The 17,566-nt window shown below is 66.5% G+C and carries 18 protein-coding genes and 1 tRNA gene; 7 read left to right on the forward strand and 12 right to left on the reverse strand.

Annotation, left to right across the window (positions count from 1 at the left end; translation table 11 throughout):
• Positions 1-61 precede the first annotated feature (61 nt).
• From QRN07_RS09240 to QRN07_RS09260, 5 genes are read left to right on the forward strand one after another with little or no spacing between them, the layout of a single operon-like run.
• Positions 62-1,294: a sensor histidine kinase gene (locus QRN07_RS09240; protein ID WP_056599062.1), complete on the forward strand. Its 1,233-nt coding sequence runs from the start codon at positions 62-64 to the stop codon at positions 1,292-1,294.
• Between the two features lie 33 nt (positions 1,295-1,327).
• Positions 1,328-2,044, forward strand: coding sequence for a LytR/AlgR family response regulator transcription factor (locus tag QRN07_RS09245; protein ID WP_050685465.1), 717 nt, complete (start codon positions 1,328-1,330; stop codon positions 2,042-2,044).
• A complete protein-coding gene (locus QRN07_RS09250) occupies positions 2,041-2,397 on the forward strand; it encodes a DUF485 domain-containing protein (protein WP_050685464.1) in 357 nt (118 codons plus the stop codon). Before QRN07_RS09245 ends, QRN07_RS09250 begins: the two co-directional genes overlap by 4 nt.
• Before the next feature lie 7 nt (positions 2,398-2,404).
• On the forward strand, positions 2,405-3,871 hold the full coding sequence (locus tag QRN07_RS09255; protein WP_056598975.1) for a sodium/solute symporter: 1,467 nt from the start codon (positions 2,405-2,407) through the stop codon (positions 3,869-3,871).
• 18 nt (positions 3,872-3,889) lie between these two features.
• A complete protein-coding gene (locus QRN07_RS09260) occupies positions 3,890-4,642 on the forward strand; it encodes a hypothetical protein (protein ID WP_235504711.1) in 753 nt (250 codons plus the stop codon).
• Positions 4,643-4,759: 117 nt separating this feature from the next.
• Here QRN07_RS09260 and QRN07_RS09265 read toward each other — a convergent pair whose 3' ends face one another.
• The 6 genes from QRN07_RS09265 to rpsB all read right to left on the reverse strand — a co-directional run bounded on the left by QRN07_RS09265 (position 4,760) and on the right by rpsB (position 9,725).
• Positions 4,760-5,344 (reverse strand): DivIVA domain-containing protein, encoded by a 585-nt coding sequence (locus QRN07_RS09265; protein WP_056598977.1) that lies wholly within the window; start codon positions 5,342-5,344, stop codon positions 4,760-4,762.
• Between the two features lie 60 nt (positions 5,345-5,404).
• The gene (locus QRN07_RS09270; RefSeq protein WP_050685462.1) at positions 5,405-6,328 is read right to left on the reverse strand and encodes a phosphatidate cytidylyltransferase; all 924 of its coding nucleotides are present in this window, start codon (positions 6,326-6,328) and stop codon (positions 5,405-5,407) included.
• Complete coding sequence (gene frr / locus QRN07_RS09275) at positions 6,328-6,885, reverse strand: ribosome recycling factor (RefSeq protein WP_050685461.1); 558 nt, start codon at positions 6,883-6,885, stop codon at positions 6,328-6,330. Before frr ends, QRN07_RS09270 begins: the two co-directional genes overlap by 1 nt.
• Positions 6,886-7,015: 130 nt before the next feature.
• Positions 7,016-7,753 (reverse strand): UMP kinase, encoded by a 738-nt coding sequence (pyrH, locus tag QRN07_RS09280; RefSeq protein ID WP_050685460.1) that lies wholly within the window; start codon positions 7,751-7,753, stop codon positions 7,016-7,018.
• Between the two features lie 118 nt (positions 7,754-7,871).
• Complete coding sequence (gene tsf / locus QRN07_RS09285) at positions 7,872-8,708, reverse strand: translation elongation factor Ts (protein ID WP_050685459.1); 837 nt, start codon at positions 8,706-8,708, stop codon at positions 7,872-7,874.
• Between the two features lie 126 nt (positions 8,709-8,834).
• Positions 8,835-9,725: a 30S ribosomal protein S2 gene (gene rpsB / locus QRN07_RS09290; RefSeq protein WP_056598980.1), complete on the reverse strand. Its 891-nt coding sequence runs from the start codon at positions 9,723-9,725 to the stop codon at positions 8,835-8,837.
• 448 nt (positions 9,726-10,173) lie between these two features.
• Between rpsB and QRN07_RS09295 the strand changes: the two genes are divergently transcribed.
• Complete coding sequence (locus QRN07_RS09295) at positions 10,174-10,680, forward strand: M23 family metallopeptidase (RefSeq protein ID WP_050685457.1); 507 nt, start codon at positions 10,174-10,176, stop codon at positions 10,678-10,680.
• A gap of 40 nt (positions 10,681-10,720) precedes the next feature.
• Here the strand turns inward: QRN07_RS09295 and QRN07_RS09300 are convergent, their stop codons facing one another.
• The 6 genes from QRN07_RS09300 to QRN07_RS09325 form a co-directional block, all read right to left on the reverse strand.
• A complete protein-coding gene (locus QRN07_RS09300) occupies positions 10,721-11,911 on the reverse strand; it encodes an acyl-CoA dehydrogenase family protein (RefSeq protein WP_050685456.1) in 1,191 nt (396 codons plus the stop codon).
• A gap of 272 nt (positions 11,912-12,183) precedes the next feature.
• Positions 12,184-12,257, reverse strand: a tRNA-Ile gene (locus tag QRN07_RS09305).
• Positions 12,258-12,332: 75 nt separating this feature from the next.
• Positions 12,333-13,529: a glycosyltransferase gene (locus QRN07_RS09310; protein ID WP_285240912.1), complete on the reverse strand. Its 1,197-nt coding sequence runs from the start codon at positions 13,527-13,529 to the stop codon at positions 12,333-12,335.
• Between the two features lie 146 nt (positions 13,530-13,675).
• Positions 13,676-14,584: a DMT family transporter gene (locus tag QRN07_RS09315; RefSeq protein ID WP_050685454.1), complete on the reverse strand. Its 909-nt coding sequence runs from the start codon at positions 14,582-14,584 to the stop codon at positions 13,676-13,678.
• Positions 14,584-15,207 carry a CDP-alcohol phosphatidyltransferase family protein gene (locus QRN07_RS09320; RefSeq protein WP_056598986.1) on the reverse strand — a complete coding sequence of 208 codons (624 nt, stop codon included), beginning with the start codon at positions 15,205-15,207 and terminating at the stop codon, positions 14,584-14,586. Before QRN07_RS09320 ends, QRN07_RS09315 begins: the two co-directional genes overlap by 1 nt.
• Before the next feature lie 78 nt (positions 15,208-15,285).
• Entirely contained in the window at positions 15,286-16,137 is an 852-nt protein-coding gene (locus QRN07_RS09325) for a phage holin family protein (RefSeq protein ID WP_050685452.1), read from the reverse strand.
• Between the two features lie 183 nt (positions 16,138-16,320).
• Between QRN07_RS09325 and QRN07_RS09330 the strand changes: the two genes are divergently transcribed.
• Positions 16,321-17,544, forward strand: a complete 1,224-nt coding sequence (locus QRN07_RS09330; protein WP_502934788.1) for a multidrug effflux MFS transporter — start codon at positions 16,321-16,323, stop codon at positions 17,542-17,544.
• The last annotated feature ends 22 nt before the right edge of the window (positions 17,545-17,566 follow it).

Raw genomic sequence — 17,566 nt, forward strand, 5'->3', positions numbered from 1 at the left:
GGGTGGTCGCTCAACGGCGGGAATGCTGCGGCGAGCGGCACCCGCCGCTACGCTGGGCACCATGCCCGACTCCCCGCTCCTGACCGCCGCGGCAGTGGCAGTGATCGCCCTGGCCATTGCCGTCGTTGTGGGTGTTGGCCTCAAGGTGCTCCGTTCCTTCCGCGACCTGGGCACGGACGCCGAACGCGCCACCTACAAAACCCTCCACGCCGCCTCCGAGGCGGGACAGCACCTGCGCCGTGGCCTCAACCCGGCCGGAGCGGCGAAGGCCAGCCGCCAGTTGCGCACCCTGTTGGGGTGTGAGGCGCTGGCCATCACGGACACCACGGGTGTGCTGGCCTGGGACGGCGCGGCGGAGGACCTCAAACCCCGGCTGATGGAACTTGCCGCCGGGGTCCTGGCTGGCGGCCGGACGGCCGTGCTGCCCGCCGGCGCCGGGCAGGCTCCAGCCGGGCAGGCTCCAGCCGGGCAGGCTGCAACCGGGCCTGACGGCACGGGCAGCAGGCTGGCCGCCGTGATAGCCCCCGTCCGGGCCGGCACCCGCGTGGTGGGTGTGGTGGCGGCGTTTGCCCCGTCGGCCGGCGCCGGGCTGGTCCGGGCCACCGGCGAAGTGGCGGACTGGGTGGCCGTCCAGGTGGAACTGGCCGAACTCGATGCCTCCCGCTCCCTGCTGATGGAGGCAGAGGTCCGCGCGCTCAGGGCGCAGATCAGCCCGCACTTCATCTACAACTCGCTCAACGCCATCGCATCCTTCATCAATACGGACCCCGCCCGGGCCCGTGACCTGGTGGTGGAGTTTGCGGACTTCACCCGGTACTCCTTCAGGCGGCACGGTGACTTCACCACCCTCGCGGAGGAACTGCGCTGCATTGACCGCTACCTGCTGCTGGAGCGGGCCAGGTTCGGAGAGCGGGTGCAGGTCAGCCTCCGGGTGGCACCGGAGGTGCTCAGCACCGTCATCCCGTTCCTGAGCCTGCAGCCGCTCGTGGAAAACGCCGTCCGCCACGGCCTGGAGGCCAAGGAAGGGCCTGGCCACATCACCATCACCGCCGACGACGCCGGCGCGTTCGCCCAGGTGACCATCGAGGACGACGGCGTGGGTATGGACCCGGCGCAACTCCGGGCCGTGCTGGCAGGCCACGCCGACGGCGACCATGTGGGGCTGCGGAACGTTGATGCCCGCCTGCGCCAGGTCTACGGGAACGAGCATGGCCTGGTGATCGACACCGCGCCCGGCGAAGGCACCCTCATCACCATGCGCGTGCCCAAGTCCCAGCCCGGCCACGACGCGTGAGCCGGCGGCCCCGGCGGAAAGTACCCTTGGAGCATGATTAACGTCCTCGTCGTTGATGATGAGCTACCCGCCGTTGAGGAACTGGCGTTCCTGCTGGGCCGGGACGAACGGATCGGCAGGGTTTTCCGGGCCACCTCAGGCAGCGAAGCCCTGCTGGCGCTGGCCACGGCGCCCGTGGACGCCGTGTTCCTGGACATCCACATGCCTGCAGTCTCCGGCCTGGACATTGCCCGGGCCATCGCCGCGAGCAGCAACCCGCCCGCGGTGGTTTTTGTGACGGCGGATGAGGACCACGCGCTGGCCGCCTTCGAACTGGCCGCCGTCGACTACCTGCTCAAACCCGTCCGCTCCGAACGGCTGGCCCGTTCGGTGGGCCGGATCAGTGAACTCCGCGACGGCGGCGCGGCGCCTGAGATGATCACCGTGGACCTGGGCGGCAGCACCAAAATGATCAGGCGCGACGACGTCACGTACGTCCAGGCGCAGGGCGACTACGCGCGCCTCCACACCGCCGAGGCGAGTTACCTGATCCGGGTGCCGTTGGCCGACCTGGAACAGCAGTGGGCGGAGGCCGGCTTCATCCGGACCCACCGCTCCTACCTGGTTGCCCTGAAGCATGTGACGTCAATGAAGCTGGCCGCTGACGGACCCAGCGTCACGGTTGCCGGCGCGGGGCTGCCCATCAGCCGCCGCCACCTGCCCACAGTGCGGGAGAAACTCGAAGCCACCCGGATCAGGCCGCACGCATGACCCGGATCCGGGTCACCACGCCGCTGACCGCCCCCGCTTCCGGCCCCGGCCCCGAAAGCCGTGAAGCTGCCCAGGACTCAGACGTGGGCCAGGTCTTTGTCCGGTCCCTGATCCGTTCGCAGCTGCGGCTGGCGCTGGTGGTAGCCGGCGGGTTCCTGGTGATCCTGGCGGCGTTTCCGCTGACCCTGGCCGCCGTGCCGGGCCTGGCTGAATCCCGGCTGGCCGGGATCCCCTTCGGCTGGCTGCTCCTGGGTGCGGGCATCTACCCGGTCATCGGGTTGAGCGCCTGGTTGTTCGTCCGCTCCGCGGCCCGGAACGAAGCCCGCTACCGGGACCTGGCCGGAGACAGGTGAGGCGGCTGTGAACCCCGGCGTGGCGCTGGCAGCCGTGGCCGTGGTGTCGCTGGCCACGGCCGCGATCGGCTTCTATGGCCTGCGGATCTCCCGCACCACCGGCGACTTCTACGTTGCCTCCCGGACGGTCCGGCCATGGTGGAACGCCTCGGCGATCGGCGGCGAGTATCTGTCCGCCGCGAGCTTCCTGGGGGTGGCCGGGCTCATCCTGCTCTCCGGGACCGATGCCCTGTGGTTCCCCGTGGGCTACACGGCCGGCTACCTGATGCTGCTGTTGTTTGTGGCTGCGCCGCTGCGCCGCTCGGGCGCCTACACGATCCCCGACTTCACCGAGGCTCGCCTCGATTCGAAGGCCGTCCGGAAGGTCACCAGCCTGGTGGTGGTACTGGTGGGCTGGCTCTACATCGTGCCGCAGCTGCACGGCGCCGCACTGACCATCCGGATCACCACCGGCTTGCCGTCCTGGGCCGGCTCCGTGGCGGTGGTGGTGGTGGTCTGCCTGACGGTGGTCTCCGGCGGGATGCGGTCCATCACCTTTGTCCAGGCGTTCCAGTACTGGCTCAAGCTCACGGCCCTGGCGCTGCCCATCCTGTTCATCATCTTTTACCTGGCTGGAACAGGAACCCCAGCACTGGCGCCGCCCGCGGCCAACCCCACCGGCGCTGCCCCCACCGGGCTGTACCAGAACGTGTCGCTGCTCGTGGCACTCCTGTTCGGCACGCTCGGGCTGCCGCACGTGCTGGTCCGGTTCTACACCAACCCGGACGGGCAGTCAGCGCGCCGGACCACGCTGATTGTCCTTGGCCTGCTGTCCGTGTTTTACCTCTTCCCCACCGCGTATGGGCTGGTGGGCCGGGTCTTCGCACCGGGCCTGGCCCGGGCCGGGCAGGCGGATGCCATGGTGCTGCTGCTCCCTGGCGAACTTGTGGGTGGGGTGGCAGGTGACCTGCTCTCGGCCCTTGTAGTGGCCGGCGCGTTTGCCGCGTTCCTGTCCACCACATCGGGGCTGGTGGTGTCGCTGGCCGGCGTCATCAGCCAGGACGTCCTGGGCGGCGGCGTCGGCGGGTTCCGGCTCGCGGCGGTGCTGTCCGCCGTCGTGCCCCTGGGTTTTGCCTTCATGACGGACTCCCTGGCCCTGGCCGGCAGCGTGGGCCTGGTGTTTGCGTTTACCGCCTCCACGGTGTGCCCGGTGCTGCTGCTGGGCATCTGGTGGCGGGGACTAACGGACGTCGGGGCCATCGCCGGTATGGCCACCGGCGGGCTCCTTTGCGGCGGCGCGATGATCGCCGGCGCGGTTTCCGGCGCCGCGAACATCCCGGTGTGGCTGGCGCAGCCCGCCGCCTGGACCGTCCCGGCCGCGTTCGCCGTGATGGTGCTGGTCTCCCGTGCCACAGCCCGGCGGGTGCCCGGGACGATGCCACGGGTGATGACCCGCTTGCACACGCCGGAACGGCCGCTGGCAACCGAACGCTGATCGGTGCACAATTACGGCATGTCCACCGACGCCGGAAGCACTCCACGGCAGCAGGACGGGGCGCCGCCCGTCCAGCTGCCCGATACCGGTGCGGGGCCTGCCGCGGCGCCGGCCGGTGCAGTCCCGGCCGCTGTGCGGGCCCAGCTGCTGGCCACGGAGCACTGGGGACTGCTGGCATCCCGCAGCACCGCCCAAAGTGAGGTCCTGACCAGGATCAGCATGTTCCTCACATTCACCTCCGCCAGTGTGGTGAGCGTGGCCCTGGTGGGGCAGGCCACAAAATTCTCCGAGCCGTTTTTCCTGCTTGCCGCGACCGTGCTCTGCATCGACGTTGCCATGGGTCTGCTCACGCAGGTGCGGGTCATCAACGTGGCGCACGAGGACCTGATGTATGTGACGGCCATGAACCGGCTGCGCGGCGCCTACGTTGACCTGGATCCCGGCGTGGCTCCCTACCTGATGGCCGGTTACCACGACGACCAGGCCGGGATGGACACTACTTACTACTTCTTCGGGGGCCGCAGCAAGTTCAGCCACGTGGCAGGCAGCAGCATGCTGTTTATCATCACCGCTAACGGCGCCCTCCTGGGTATGCTGGCAGGCGTCCTGCTGGCGGTCCTCGGTGCAGGCACGATCACGTCGTTCCTCGCCGGCGCTGCCGTCGGCCTGGCGTTCATCGCGTGGTCATCGGTGAGCGGCGCGCGCTCCTACCAAGGAATCCTGCGGCGCCACACGCCACTCTCCCCCACGCCGGCCGCCCCGGGCCCGTGACGTGACCCCTGGCCGGTGATTGGCCGGTGATTGGCCGGCAGGCGGACGGTACACCGGAGGACGGTACACCGGCGAGCGGTCCACCCGGCGGCGTAGCTCCCGCAGCGTAGCGCTGGGTCAGTCGATGGCCGCCATAAGTTCAACCACGCGGTCCAGGAACGCGTCCACCTGGGTTTCCTCGTAGCCGTCGGCGCCGGCGGCGGGGCGGAAGACGGCGCGGCGGACGTTGTCCACGCTCAAGGGCTTGTCGTTTTCGAGGTAGGCCACGAGTTCGCTGCAAAGGCTGTCCACGTCAGCCGTGTTGTAGCTGCGGACTTTGCTCTTGGCGGGCCGGCGGAACCTTTCGCCGTCAGGCCGGTGCAGACGGCCCCGGAGGATGCCGGACAGGTTGCCGATCTCCCGCAGCCAGGCTTCTTCGCCGCTGGCGGCGATCAGTTCATCGCGTTCCCGGCGGGCGAAGGCGTCTTCCAGCCGGTCCAGCGCGGCGTCCACCACGGTGGCGGAGTAGCCGCCCTTGACCGGGTCAAAGGACACTGCACGCACGTCCGAGCTGTGCACCGGCCGGTTGGCGGGTTCCGGTGCCTCGAGGGACACCCTGGCCTGCTGCAGGAACTTGTCCACCTGTTTGGCGTTATAGCCGTAGTCGCTGCGCTGTACGCGCTCGAAGGACGCGGGGATGTGCCGATGAATGTCCAATGCCACTTTCATTCCTTCAATGCTTTGGCCGGCCCGGCTTCTGTGCGGGGCCCGGCTGCGGTTGGGTCAGGCCCCGGAGAACAGGACGTACAGGACAAAAACGAGGGGCGAGGCAAAAACGATGGAATCCAGCCGGTCCATCACGCCGCCGTGGCCCGGGAGGATGTCGCTCATGTCCTTGACGCCGAGTTCACGCTTGACCATGGATTCGGCCAGGTCCCCGATGGTGGCGGCCACGACCGTGCCCACGGCCAGGGCGACACCCACCCACCAGGGCTTGTCCAGGATGAAGATGCACGCCAGGATCCCAATCAGCATCGCGCCCGCCACCGAGCCGGAAAAACCTTCCCAGGTTTTTTTGGGGCTGATTTTGGGTGCCATGGGGTGTTTGCCCAGGGACGCGCCCACCAGGTATCCGAACGTGTCGTTGGAGACCACCAGAAGCAGCATCACCGCTACCTGCCAGGCCCCTTCGGGGATGGTTCCGCCCGGCCACAGGCCCAACGGGGTCGCCCCGCCGGCCACGTGCAGCGGCAGGGCCGCGAAGCTGATGAAGAACGGCACCCAACCCAAAGTGAAGACCCCGGCGAAGATGCTGTTGGCCGAGCCAGCGGCGCTTTCGATGGACCGCCATAACAGCACCGCAATGCAACTCGCCAGCATGGCGAACAGCAGGCTTTCGATGCCGCCGAGGTAGGCCACAAACGGCATGGCCACTGTTCCGGTCATCACCGGAATGATGGGCATCCTGGTGCCGTTGGCTTCCAGCGCCCGGTAGATCTCCCAGACCCCGAAGACGCCGAACGCGGTGGTGACCGCGACAAACCCGAGGGGCAGGAACAGCAGCCCGCCCAGGACCGCAATGAGCATGGCCAGCCCCACCACAACGGCGGCGGGCAGGTTACGCCCGGCCTTCGGGGTGGGATTGGGCCTGGGCTGCTTCCCCCGGGTGCGCGGCCCTGGTGCCGGGGCCTGTTCTGCCTGGCCCATCAGACTTCGAGCAGCTCTGCTTCCTTGCGCTTGAGCAGCTCATCGATGCCGTCCACGTGCGCTTTGGTCAGGCCGTCCAGTTCCTTTTCGGCACGGTTGCCGTCATCCTCACCGGCCTCGCCGTCTTTGACCAGGCGGTCAAGGGTTTCCTTGGCCTTGCGGCGGATGTTCCGGATGGACACCTTGGCGTCCTCGCCCTTGTTCTTGACGATCTTGACGTATTCCTTGCGGCGTTCCTTGGTCAACTCCGGGATGGTGATCCGGATGACGTTGCCATCGTTGGACGGGTTGGCGCCAACCTCGGAGTCGCTCAAGGCCCGCTCGATGTCGCGCAGGGCGGTCTTGTCGAACGGGGTGATGAGGATGGTGCGGGCGTCCGGGATGGCGAAGGAGGCCAGCTGCTGCAGGGGCGTGGGTGAGCCGTAGTACTCCACCAGGACCTTGTTGTAGAGGCCCGGGTTGGCGCGGCCGGTGCGGACGGAAGCGAAATCGTCCTTGGCTACCTCTACGGCCTTGTCCATCTTTTCTTCGGCTTCGAGCAAGGTTTCTTCGATCACGGCATCTCCTGACGGTTCGGGTGCAGTCCGGGGCGCCGGTTTCCTGCACACACGTGGTTCTTCTGTTGCTGGTTCCGGCCCCGCCTGCAGGGCGGGGAACGGAAGGGTCCTGAAATCATCCTAGCCGCAGCTAGGCGGAGACCAGGGTGCCCAGCTTTTCGCCCTTGATGGCGCGGGTGACGTTGCCTTCGCCTTCCATGCCGAACACAACCATGGAGAGGTCGTTGTCCTTGCACATGGTCATGGCGGTCTGGTCCATCACGCGGATGTCGCGGCGCAGCGCGTCGTCGTAGCTGAGCGTCTCCAGCCGCTCGGCGGTGGGGTCCTTCTTGGGGTCCGCCGTGTACACGGCGTCCACGCCGCTCTTGGCCATCAGGACCACGTCTGCGTGGACTTCGAGGGCGCGCTGGGCGGCCACGGTGTCGGTGGAGAAGTACGGCAGGCCGGCGCCGGCGCCGAAGATGACAACGCGGCCCTTTTCCATGTGGCGGATGGCGCGGCGCGGAATGTAGGCCTCTGCGACCTGGCCCATGGTGATGGCGCTCTGGACGCGGGTTTCAACGCCGGCCTGTTCCAGGAAGTCCTGCAGGGCCAGGCAGTTCATCACGGTTCCCAGCATGCCCATGTAGTCGGCGCGGGAACGGTCCATGCCGCTCTGGGACAGCTCTGCCCCGCGGAAAAAGTTGCCGCCACCCACCACGATGGCCACTTCAACGTCCGGCACGGCTGCGGCGATCTGCTTGGCGACGTCGCGGACGGTCTCGGGGTCAACACCGAGCTTTCCGCCGCCGAAGACCTCACCCGAGAGCTTCAGGAGGACCCGCCGCTTGTTTTTTTCCGGTTGGATTACACTGTTGACGGCTTCCATGATGCCTTCCCGTTGATGAGTCTGAAAAAAGGTTATCCTGCCGGGGCCGATGCCCGGTAACGGCCGGTTGCATGCAAAAGGGGCAGCCACCGAAGTGGCCGCCCCTTGGCAGGATCGGCTAGGAGCCGACGCGGAAGCGCGCGAACGCGGTTCCCTTGACACCGGCCTCTTCGAGGACCTGTGCCACTGACTTCTTGGCGTCCTTGGCGAAGGACTGGTCAACCAGGACCTCACCCTTGAAGAAGCCCGTTACGCGGCCTTCAACAATCTTGGTGAGGGCGGCTTCGGGCTTGCCTTCGGCCTTGGCGGTCTCCTCGGCGATGCGGCGCTCGGAGTCAACCAGGTCGGCCGGAACGTCCTCGCGGGTGAGGTAGTTCGGGGCCATCGCGGCGATGTGCACGGCAACGTCGTGGGCGGCGGTGGCGGCGGCTTCGCCTGCACCGTCAACAGCGAACAGCACGCCGACCTGGGCCGGAAGGTCCTTGGAGGTCTTGTGCAGGTAGGCGTCAACCGTGCCGCCTTCGATGCGGGAGATCCGGCGGACAACAACCTTTTCACCCAGGATGGCGCCCTCTTCGACGACAACCTCGGACAGCGGCTTGCCGTCAACTTCGGTGGCCAGCAGGGTTTCGAGATCGGCAGCGCCGGACTCGACAGCAACAGCCAGGACCTGGTCGGCGAGCTGGATGAACTTGTCGGCCTTGGCCACGAAGTCGGTTTCGCAGTTGACTTCGATCATGATGCCGACGCCGTTGCTGACCTTGGCAGCAACCAGGCCTTCAGCGGTGGAACGGCCTTCGCGCTTCGTGGCACCCTTGAGGCCCTTGATGCGGATGATTTCGATGGCCTTCTCGGCGTCACCGTTGGCTTCGTCAAGAGCCTTCTTGACATCCATCATGCCGGCGCCGGTGCGCTCACGCAGGGCTTTGATGTCCGCGGCAGTGTAGTTCGCCATGTGAACCCCTCTGTCTAGAAATTTGATGTGGTGTACGGACTGACAGGATGGCAGCCCACACCGTGGGCGGCCATCCTGTCAGTGGCTCCGGCTGCACGCAGCGCGGAGAGTCCGGATTTACTTGTGTTACTTGGCTTCTTCGGCAGGAGCCTCGGCGGCGGGAGCCTCGGCAGCAGCCGGGGCTTCCTCTGCAGCGGCTGCAGCCGGAGCTTCTTCGGCGGCGGGAGCAGCAGCTGCGGCTTCCTCGGCCTTGTTGCCTTCGAGGAGCTCGCGCTCCCACTCGGCCAGCGGCTCTTCCGGAGCTTCCGTGGTACCGGTTGCACGCTGGTTGCGGGCGATCAGGCCCTCAGCAACGGCGTCGGCAACAACGCGGGTCAGCAGGTTGACGGAGCGGATGGCGTCGTCGTTACCCGGGATCGGGAAGTCGACTTCGTCCGGATCGCAGTTGGTGTCCAGGATGGCCACAACCGGGATGTTCAGCTTCTTGGCCTCGTCAACGGCGAGGTGTTCCTTCTTGGTGTCCACGATCCAGAGCACGGAGGGTGCCTTGGTCAGGTTGCGGATACCACCGAGGTTGGTTTCCAGCTTGGTCAGTTCACGGCGAAGGAGCAGCAGTTCCTTCTTGGTGTACGCGGAACCGGCGACGTCGTCGAAGTCGATCTCTTCGAGTTCCTTCATGCGCTGGATGCGCTTGGAGACCGTCTGGAAGTTGGTCAGCATACCGCCGAGCCAACGCTGGTTCACGTAGGGCTGGCCCACGCGGGTTGCCTGCTCGGCGATGGATTCCTGCGCCTGCTTCTTGGTGCCGACGAAGAGTACGGTACCGCCGTGTGCAACGGTGGCCTTCACGAACTCGTAGGCACGGTCGATGTAGGACAGCGACTGCTGCAGGTCAATGATGTAGATACCGTTGCGCTCCGTGAAGATGAAACGCTTCATCTTCGGGTTCCAACGGCGGGTCTGGTGTCCAAAGTGGACGCCGCTGTCAAGCAGCTGGCGCATAGTTACGACGGGCATGCCGACGCTCCTTCCGGCAGGTCATTCATGAGAGAGCCCATGGCTCTCTTACCCTGCCAATTGTTGACGGTTGGTTTAGCGTGACCCGGGTTGGGCCGTGCTCCTGGCATCCATCACGCTTCCCATCAGGACCGGTAAGGTCCTGACCGCAGGAGGCGCGATCCTCCCAGGGAAAGCCGGAGCTTTCCCGCAGGAGGGCTGGATGCGCGTAGTCAGCCACCGCTCCCCCACACTCCTGAATGAGATGTGCCGACGCGCCCCGGACAGGGGTGTACACCGCTGGGGTGGACCACCGGGACGGGAGGCGTTGAGGGCGCAGCAAACTGCTCCGTCAAGTGTACTACAGCCGCCCGCTTCCGCTGGACACCGGGAGCGGCCCGGCAGGACGTTTTCCACATGGCCAGGCCGGCAGCTTCCGGGGCGTCCCCGGCAGGTGGATGCTGGGTTGATGAAGAGCTTACTGCTCCTGGCGGCACTGGTACTGGTGGCCGGAACCACGGTGCCGGCGGATACGCCGCGGGCCGGCTGGCAGTGGCCGCTCTCCCCCCGTCCGCAGGTGCTGCGTCCGTTCGCACCGCCGCCCCAACCGTGGCTCAGCGGGCACCGCGGGGTGGACCTGGTCGCAGCGTTCGACGGCGCCCCGGTCGCCTCGCCTGCCGCCGGCACCGTGTCCTTCGCCGGGGTGGTGGTTGACCGGCCGGTGCTGACCATCGACCACGGAAACGGACTGCGGAGCAGTTTCGAACCGGTACTCAGCACCCTTCCGACGGGCACGGCCGTGACCGCCGGACAGGTGGTGGGGCAGCTGGCGGGGACCGCCGCGGGCGGGCACTGCGGCTCCGTTCCCTGCCTGCATTGGGGCGTCCGGCAGGGAGGCGCCTACCTGGACCCGCTGGAGTTTGTGATGGACCTGCGCCCATCCGTCCTGCTGCCGCTAAGCGGCGAACCGCCGTGAGGCACGGATCGCTAAAGAGGGACAGCGGAGTGGGCCCCGGTCAGACGATCGCTGAGATCCCGGTAACGGCACGGCCGGTCACCAGGGTGTTGATCTCGTGTGTTCCCTCATAGGAGTAGATGGCTTCGGCGTCCGCGAAGATCTTGGCCATACCGTAGTCGGTGACGATCCCGTTGCCGCCCAGGATGTTCCTGCCGATTGCCACACTGTCCCGCATCCGTTCGGTGGTGAAGGCCTTGGCCAGGGCCGACTGCTCATCCTTGGCCTGACCCGCGTCCTCCAGCTGGGACAGCCGGACCATCATGCCCATGGAACTGACGGCGTTGCCCAGGATGCTGACCAGCTGGCTCTGGACCAGCTGGAAGGATGCCAGCGGCCTGCCGAACTGCTGGCGCTCCACGGCATAACTCCGGGCCACGTCGAACGCTGCCAGCTGCTGGCCTACTGCCTGCCACGCAACGCCGAGGCGGGTGACCTTGAGGACTTTGTTGACGTCGCGGAAGCTGTTGGCGTGCGCCAGCTTGAAGAAGTCGGGCACCACCACGTTGGTCAGGGTGATGTCGGCATTCTGGACGGTGCGCAGGGAGATCTTGTTCTCGATCTTTGTGGCCGAGTAGCCCGGCAGGCTGGTGTCCACCAGGAAGCCCTTGACCTTGTTGTCGTCCAGGTCCCGGGCGTAGATGACCACCCAGTCCGAGAAGGTGGCGTTGCCGATCCAGCGTTTTTCACCGTTGAGGATCCAGGAATCGCCGTCGCGGCGGGCTGTGGTGCGGGTCCCGCCGGCCACGTCGCTTCCGCCCAGCGGCTCGGTCAGGCCAAACGCGCCGATCTTCTTCATGGCGTAGATGTCCGGCAGCCAGGCATCCTTTTGTTCCTGCGAGGCAAGGGCTTCGATGGAGCCGGTAAACAGGCCATCGTGGACGCCGAGGAAGGTGGCGATGGAGGCGTCGGCGCGGGTCAGTTCGGCGTGAACCAGCCCCGCGAAGAGGTTCGAGTGGCCTTGCCGCCGGACGGGGCTGATCAGGTCGATTTCCGCGAGCTTGGGAATCAGGTCCATGGGGAACTCGCCGCGGTTCCAGCAGTCAACGGCGATGGGCTTTACTTCGCGGGCCAGGAAGTCCCTGATCTCAGCCAGCCGGTCCTGCTCCTTCTGCGTGAGGAGCTGCTCGAACGCGAAGAAGTCGCCGTCGGCGTACGGAAGGGTATTAAGGCCTGCAGGGGTGGCGGACATGGTTACCTCACAGCGGAATCGTCGTTGACCGGGGATCGCCCGAAAAAGCAGATGTTACTGGTCAGTAACTTACCGCACGAAGGCTGAATAGCCAAGCACCGCGGCCACCCTTCCGCAGTTGACTCACCCTGTGGAGCCATTGGGCATAGGCTCAGCGACGATGCGAACTGATCCGGCGGGGGCGCAGGGCACTGACCCTAACGCCGGCTCTGGAAAGCGAAAAAATGCCCGGTCCGCCGACAGGTGTCGGGAACCGGGCATTACTTGAGCGGTAGGGCTACTCGGACTTGAACCGAGGACCTTAGGATTATGAGTCCCGCGCTCTAACCAGCTGAGCTATAGCCCCGTGATGCCCGGCGCCGGGTGGGCGCCTGCCGGTGGACCGGAGGGCAAAAACACTCTAGCAAACCTGCGAAAGCGTTCAGACCACCTTGTCCTCGTAGCAGGCTCCCCGGTAGAGGTCCTCGAAAGTCTGCAGCGTCCCTTCGATGCTGTGCGGTTCCACCATCCTGCGGCTCGCCTGGCCCATGGCGGCCCGCTGGTCAGCCGGCAGTTCGAGGATCTGGGTGATCTTCTTGGCCAGGTCATCGCTGTCGTTGGGGATGAAGAGGTAACCGTTGGCGCCGTCCCGGACCAGGTGCGGCAGGGCCATGGCGTCCGCGAGGACCACGGGCGTGGACGCCGACATGGCTTCCAGGGTCACCAGGGACTGCAGCTCGGCGGTGCCCGGCATGCAGAACAGGTCCGCCAGGATGTAGGCCTTCCGCAGGTCCTCGTCGGTGGCAAGGCCCAGGAACTTCACCCGGCTGCCAAGGCCCAGCTTTTGGACCAGCGCTTCGAGGGCAGGACGCACCTCGCCACCGCCCACGATCTCCAGGTGAACGTTCAGTTCCGGAGGCGTCTTGCCAATGGCCCGGATCAACACATCAACGTGCTTCTCCTCCGCCAGCCGGCCGGCAAACATGACCGTGGGATGCGGGTGCGGCTCCAGCTGCTCCCCGGGCTGCAGTTCGTAGGCGGCCGAATCGATCCCGTTGGACAGCGGCAGGACCTTGCCCAGGAAGGCGTGTTCGTGCATGGCTTTGGCTGCCAGCGGGGTGGGGGTGGTGATCACGTCCGCCTGGCCCATCACTTTGCCCATGTCCCGCCAGGACACCTTGCCCACAATGTCCTTGAACCACTGCGGGAACGGCAGGAACGGGTTGAGGTTTTCCGGCATGAAGTGGTTGGTGGCAATGATCCGGATGCCGCGTTTTACGGCCTCGTACAGGACGTGCTCGCCGATCATGTAGTGGCTCTGGATGTGCACCACATCCGGCTGCACCCGGTCGAAGAGGAGGCTGATCTCCTTTTTGATCTCCCACGGCAGGCAGATCCGGAACGATTCGTGGGTGAAGGCCCGGTGGGAGCGCAGCCGGTGCACGGTGGCCTCGGACCGGAATTCGGTGTAGCTCTTCCCGCTCTCCGGGCGGCCGGCCAGCACGTGCACGTTGTGGCCTCGCCCGGTCATCCCCTTTGCCAGGCGGTAACCGAACTGGGCGGCGCCGTTGACATTGGGCGGGTAGGTTTCGGCGGCAATAAGAATTGTCAGCTTCTGCTGGTCTGCGGGCGTGGTCATGGGGACTTCTCCTGATGGTCACGGTGCGGACAGCGGAGGCTGACAGCACGGTTGGCTGCCGGCAGGGGTGGCGCCGGGCCTCGTGGGCTTACTGGACTGCTGGGCTTACTCGACTGCTGGGCTGGTTTGGTTCACGCTGGTGCGGTTCACGACGGCGGCCGGCCCGCGGCCTTCCGCGCGTCCTTCCTGCGCTTGGTGACCTCGGGATGGTGCCGCGAAAGGGCAATCACCCCAACGATAGCAAGGGAAGCGGCGGTTCCCATGGCAATCGCCATGACGGCGTGCACATCCGGGCGCAGTTCGCCGAGGATCACAATGCCGATCGCGATGCCCACGATCGGGTCGATGACCGTCAGCCCTGCAATCACCAGGTCCGGCGGTCCTGCCGAGTAGGCACTCTGCACAAACCAGGACCCCAGTCCGCCGGCAGCGATGATGGCCACCACGGTGTACCACTGGACGTTCAGCAGGAACTGCCCGTTCGGGTCGAGGAGGTGCTTGCCGATGATGCGGGTAAGGACGGCGACAAAACCAAAAAGCACGCCGGCGCCCAGGATGTAGACGAATGCGTTCAGCCGGTGCCGGAACAGGACGGCGAGGGTGCCGAACAGCCCCACGGCCAGCGCCAGCAGCAGCACGATGGTCAGCTCGTTGTCCACGCTCACGTGGTGGTTTTCCTGGGTGACGTTGACCGCCAGGAGAACAAACAGGGCGGAGCCTGCCACGCAGGCGCTGATGGCCACCACCGTGGCCCGGTTGATGGTGAGATCCTGGTCCCTGGCATTGACGATGGTGGTGATGACCAGGGCAATGGCCCCGATGGGCTGGACCACCGTCAGGGGTGCAGACACCAGCGCCACGGCGTTCATGCCCATGCCCACCGCCAGCAGGACCAGCCCGAAAACCCAGCGCGGGTTCCGCAGCAGGCGCAGGAAACTGTTCGAGCTCAAGGCAAGGCCGCCGGTATCGGCCTTGACGGCGCTCCCCTGGCGCTGGGCGCCCAGCGCCAGGCAGAAGGCGCCCAGGACCGCCAGGATGACGGCAAGCCACACCATCAGGCGTTCCCGCCGTCGGTAGCGGCATGCAGCCGGCCTTTACGCAGGATGGCCCAGAAATAGTTGTAGGCGGCAATCCAGTGGCCGATCAGGCCCAGGATGAGCACAATCCAGGCCGCGGTAAACAAAGCGGCGGAGGATCCGGTATCCAGCCGGGACAGGAGCAGCATGGGCGTGCCCAGCAGGAGCAGGCCGGTGCGGATCTTCCCGACGGAACTGACCGGCAGGTCCGGGTGGCCGCGAAAGAAGAACAGCGTAAGGACCAGGAGCACGGCGTCCGGAACCACCAGTGCGGCCAGGTACAGCCAATGCACAACACCGGCGATCACCAGGGTGACCGCGACGGCGATCAGCGCCAGGCGGTCGGCGATGGGGTCCATGACCCGGCCCAGTCTGGAAGCCTGGTCGAAGCGGCGGGCCACATAGCCATCAACCCAGTCGGTGCCGGCCATCACCGCCAGGACCACTACCCCGGCACCGTACTCCTGCCGGGCCAGCACCAGCCAGATGAACAGCGGGACACCCATGAACCGGATGACGGTGAGCAGGTTGGGAATGGTGAAGATGAGGTCGTGGTCCACCTGGGGGCGGTCTGGGCTGGAACCGGCGCCAATAAACTTCACCAGGTCCCCTTCCCTTGTTCCGCGTCATGCGGTTTTCTTGTTGTGCTGTGATCCGGCGGCCGCTGCGTGCTGCGGGGGCTAGTAGGTGCGGATGAGTTTCCGGATCAGGACCACCAGGGCGGCGCCTGCGGCGGCCAGGGCTGCCAGCGGCTTCCACCGGTTGGGCAAGTCAGTCGATTCGGAGAAACCGGCCAGCTTCCGGCCGGCCACGTCCGCCCCGTGCGCGGCTGCGGCCTGTCCCTCGCGGGCCTTGTCCTGCGCCACACCCAACAGGTACCGGGACTGGGTCCGGACGTCCAGCTGGGTGCCGAGGTCGTCGCGGACCTCGGCCAGGTGGTGGCGGCGCTGGCCCAGGCGGCGGGCCAGTTCGGGTTCGGAGGCGTGTGGGAATTCCTTCCGGTGCTCCGCCTCCTTGGCTTCCTTTTCGGCCTTGGCCTTTGCCGCGGCCTCTTCCTTGGCGGCCTTCGCTGCCTTGGCTTCGGGGCTGTTGGGGTCCAGGATTGCCGGGTTGAAGGCGGAACCTTCCTTGGCGACGCCGAGGTCATGGCGGATGCCGCGGATGGTTTCCTCCGGCACCAGCGGCATTGCCTGCTTGAGTTTCCTGAGTCCGATCAGGCCGCCGATCAGGGCAATCAGCAGGAACACACCGGCCACGGCCAGCGCGGCAAGCCACGCCGGCATGATGGTGGCCAGCCCCATGATCGCTGCCACGATCAGGGCAACCACCAGCATCAGCACGAACACCAGGGCCACGCCGAAGAACGCAGCGGCGACGCCCAGCTGGATCCCCTTGCGTTTGAGCTCCACCTTGGCGAATGCGATTTCGTCGTTCAGCTGGCGGGGCGCCAGCCGGGAAAGGAGCTTCAGCGTCCCCGGCAGCGCGGTGAAGCGCAATCCCGGGCTGGTCCGCCCGCTGTGACGTCCACTCATCGGTTCCGCCTTACTAAAAATCTGGGGGTCAATATTGCTTCCCTGCGCTGCGGGATGGTGCACGTGCACCTTCCCCGCCACCAAAACTATCATTCAGGTTCAGGGCGAACTTCGGGGCTTGCCGGAGCGGCGCGGACTACAACGCTGAAAAAAGGTACGCCGGCGGGCCTAGGATTGTTGTCCGTGACCACTTCCGCCAATCCGGGCGACCTGCTGAGCCGGCGCCGGAAACTCCTGTACATCCTTCTCCTCGGCGCCCTGACGGCCTTGGGCCCGTTCACCATCGACCTGTACCTGCCTGCGTTCCCGGCGCTGGAGGCGAGCCTTGGAGTCACGGAAGCCCAGGTGCAACTGACCCTGGCGGGCACCACGGTGGGCTTTGCCCTGGGGCAGCTGGTGGTAGGACCCATCAGTGACAGGTTTGGCCGCCGGGCGCCGCTGATCCTGGCCACTGCCCTTCACATCATGGCGTCCCTCGGCGCAGCGCTGTCAACGGACATCACCACGCTGGGTATCTTCCGTGTCCTGATGGGCATCGGTGCCGCCGGCGGCGGCGTGGTGGCCATGGCAATGGTGCGGGACCTGTTCTCGGGGTACGCCATGGTGCGGATGTTCTCCCGGATGGCGCTGGTCAACGGCCTTGCCCCGATCCTGGCACCCGTCATCGGCTCGCAGCTGCTGCTGGTGATGCCGTGGCCGGGAATCTTTGTGTTCCTCGCCTCCTACGGCACCTTGGTGATCATCGCGGCCCTGTTCCTGGTCCGCGAGACGCTTCCACCCGAAAAGCGGGGCCAAAGCGGCCTGACCATGCGGCAGCGGTACCGGGTGCTGTTCAGCGACCGGATCTTTGTGGGCCTGCTCATCGTTGCAGGGATGAACTTCGGTGGCCTGTTCACGTACCTTTCTGCCTCGCCGTTCCTGTTCCAGGACGTGTTTGGGTTTTCCCCACAGGAGTACGGGCTCCTGTTTGGCATCAACTCGCTGGGGATTGTGGCCGGCGTGCAGACCAGCTCCCGTTTGATCCGCCGGGTGCCCCCGCAGTGGATCCTGGCCTGCGCCACGGCCTGGATGTTCCTGATGGCTGTGCTGATTGTGGTGTTCGACCAGCTGGGCTTCGGACTCTGGGGGGTCCTGGTGCCGCTGTGGTTCTACATCCTGGGCACCGGCTTTATGTTCCCGTGCGTCCAGGTCCTGGCGCTGGCCAACCACGCAGCCCAGGCCGGCACGGCGGCGTCCCTGCTGGGTGCCGCGACGTTTATGGCCGCCGGGCTGATTTCACCTGTGGTGGGCTGGCTGGGGATCGAGAGCGCCACCCCGATGGGGGCGGTGCAGGCCGCCTGCATCCTGCTCTCCATCGCGTCCCTGTGGCTGGTGGTCCGGCCCCGCACCGTTCCGGCCATCCAGTGACACCCGCACGCCCCGCAGAGCC

It is taken from the genome of Pseudarthrobacter sp. MEB009, assembly GCF_030208875.1.
Taxonomy (GTDB): domain Bacteria; phylum Actinomycetota; class Actinomycetes; order Actinomycetales; family Micrococcaceae; genus Arthrobacter.

Coding starts and splice junctions, on each gene's coding strand:
- QRN07_RS09240 (WP_056599062.1), top strand. CDS start 62: ATGCCCGACTCCCCGCTCCTGACCGCCGCGGCAGTGGCAGTGATCGCC.
- QRN07_RS09315 (WP_050685454.1), bottom strand. CDS start 14,584: ATGGTGTGGCTTGCCGTCATCCTGGCGGTCCTGGGCGCCTTCTGCCTG.
- QRN07_RS09250 (WP_050685464.1), top strand. CDS start 2,041: ATGACCCGGATCCGGGTCACCACGCCGCTGACCGCCCCCGCTTCCGGC.
- QRN07_RS09325 (WP_050685452.1), bottom strand. CDS start 16,137: ATGAGTGGACGTCACAGCGGGCGGACCAGCCCGGGATTGCGCTTCACC.
- rpsB (WP_056598980.1), bottom strand. CDS start 9,725: ATGCCCGTCGTAACTATGCGCCAGCTGCTTGACAGCGGCGTCCACTTT.
- QRN07_RS09295 (WP_050685457.1), top strand. CDS start 10,174: ATGAAGAGCTTACTGCTCCTGGCGGCACTGGTACTGGTGGCCGGAACC.
- tsf (WP_050685459.1), bottom strand. CDS start 8,708: ATGGCGAACTACACTGCCGCGGACATCAAAGCCCTGCGTGAGCGCACC.
- QRN07_RS09260 (WP_235504711.1), top strand. CDS start 3,890: ATGTCCACCGACGCCGGAAGCACTCCACGGCAGCAGGACGGGGCGCCG.
- QRN07_RS09300 (WP_050685456.1), bottom strand. CDS start 11,911: ATGTCCGCCACCCCTGCAGGCCTTAATACCCTTCCGTACGCCGACGGC.
- QRN07_RS09310 (WP_285240912.1), bottom strand. CDS start 13,529: ATGACCACGCCCGCAGACCAGCAGAAGCTGACAATTCTTATTGCCGCC.
- QRN07_RS09270 (WP_050685462.1), bottom strand. CDS start 6,328: ATGGGCCAGGCAGAACAGGCCCCGGCACCAGGGCCGCGCACCCGGGGG.
- QRN07_RS09245 (WP_050685465.1), top strand. CDS start 1,328: ATGATTAACGTCCTCGTCGTTGATGATGAGCTACCCGCCGTTGAGGAA.
- pyrH (WP_050685460.1), bottom strand. CDS start 7,753: ATGGAAGCCGTCAACAGTGTAATCCAACCGGAAAAAAACAAGCGGCGG.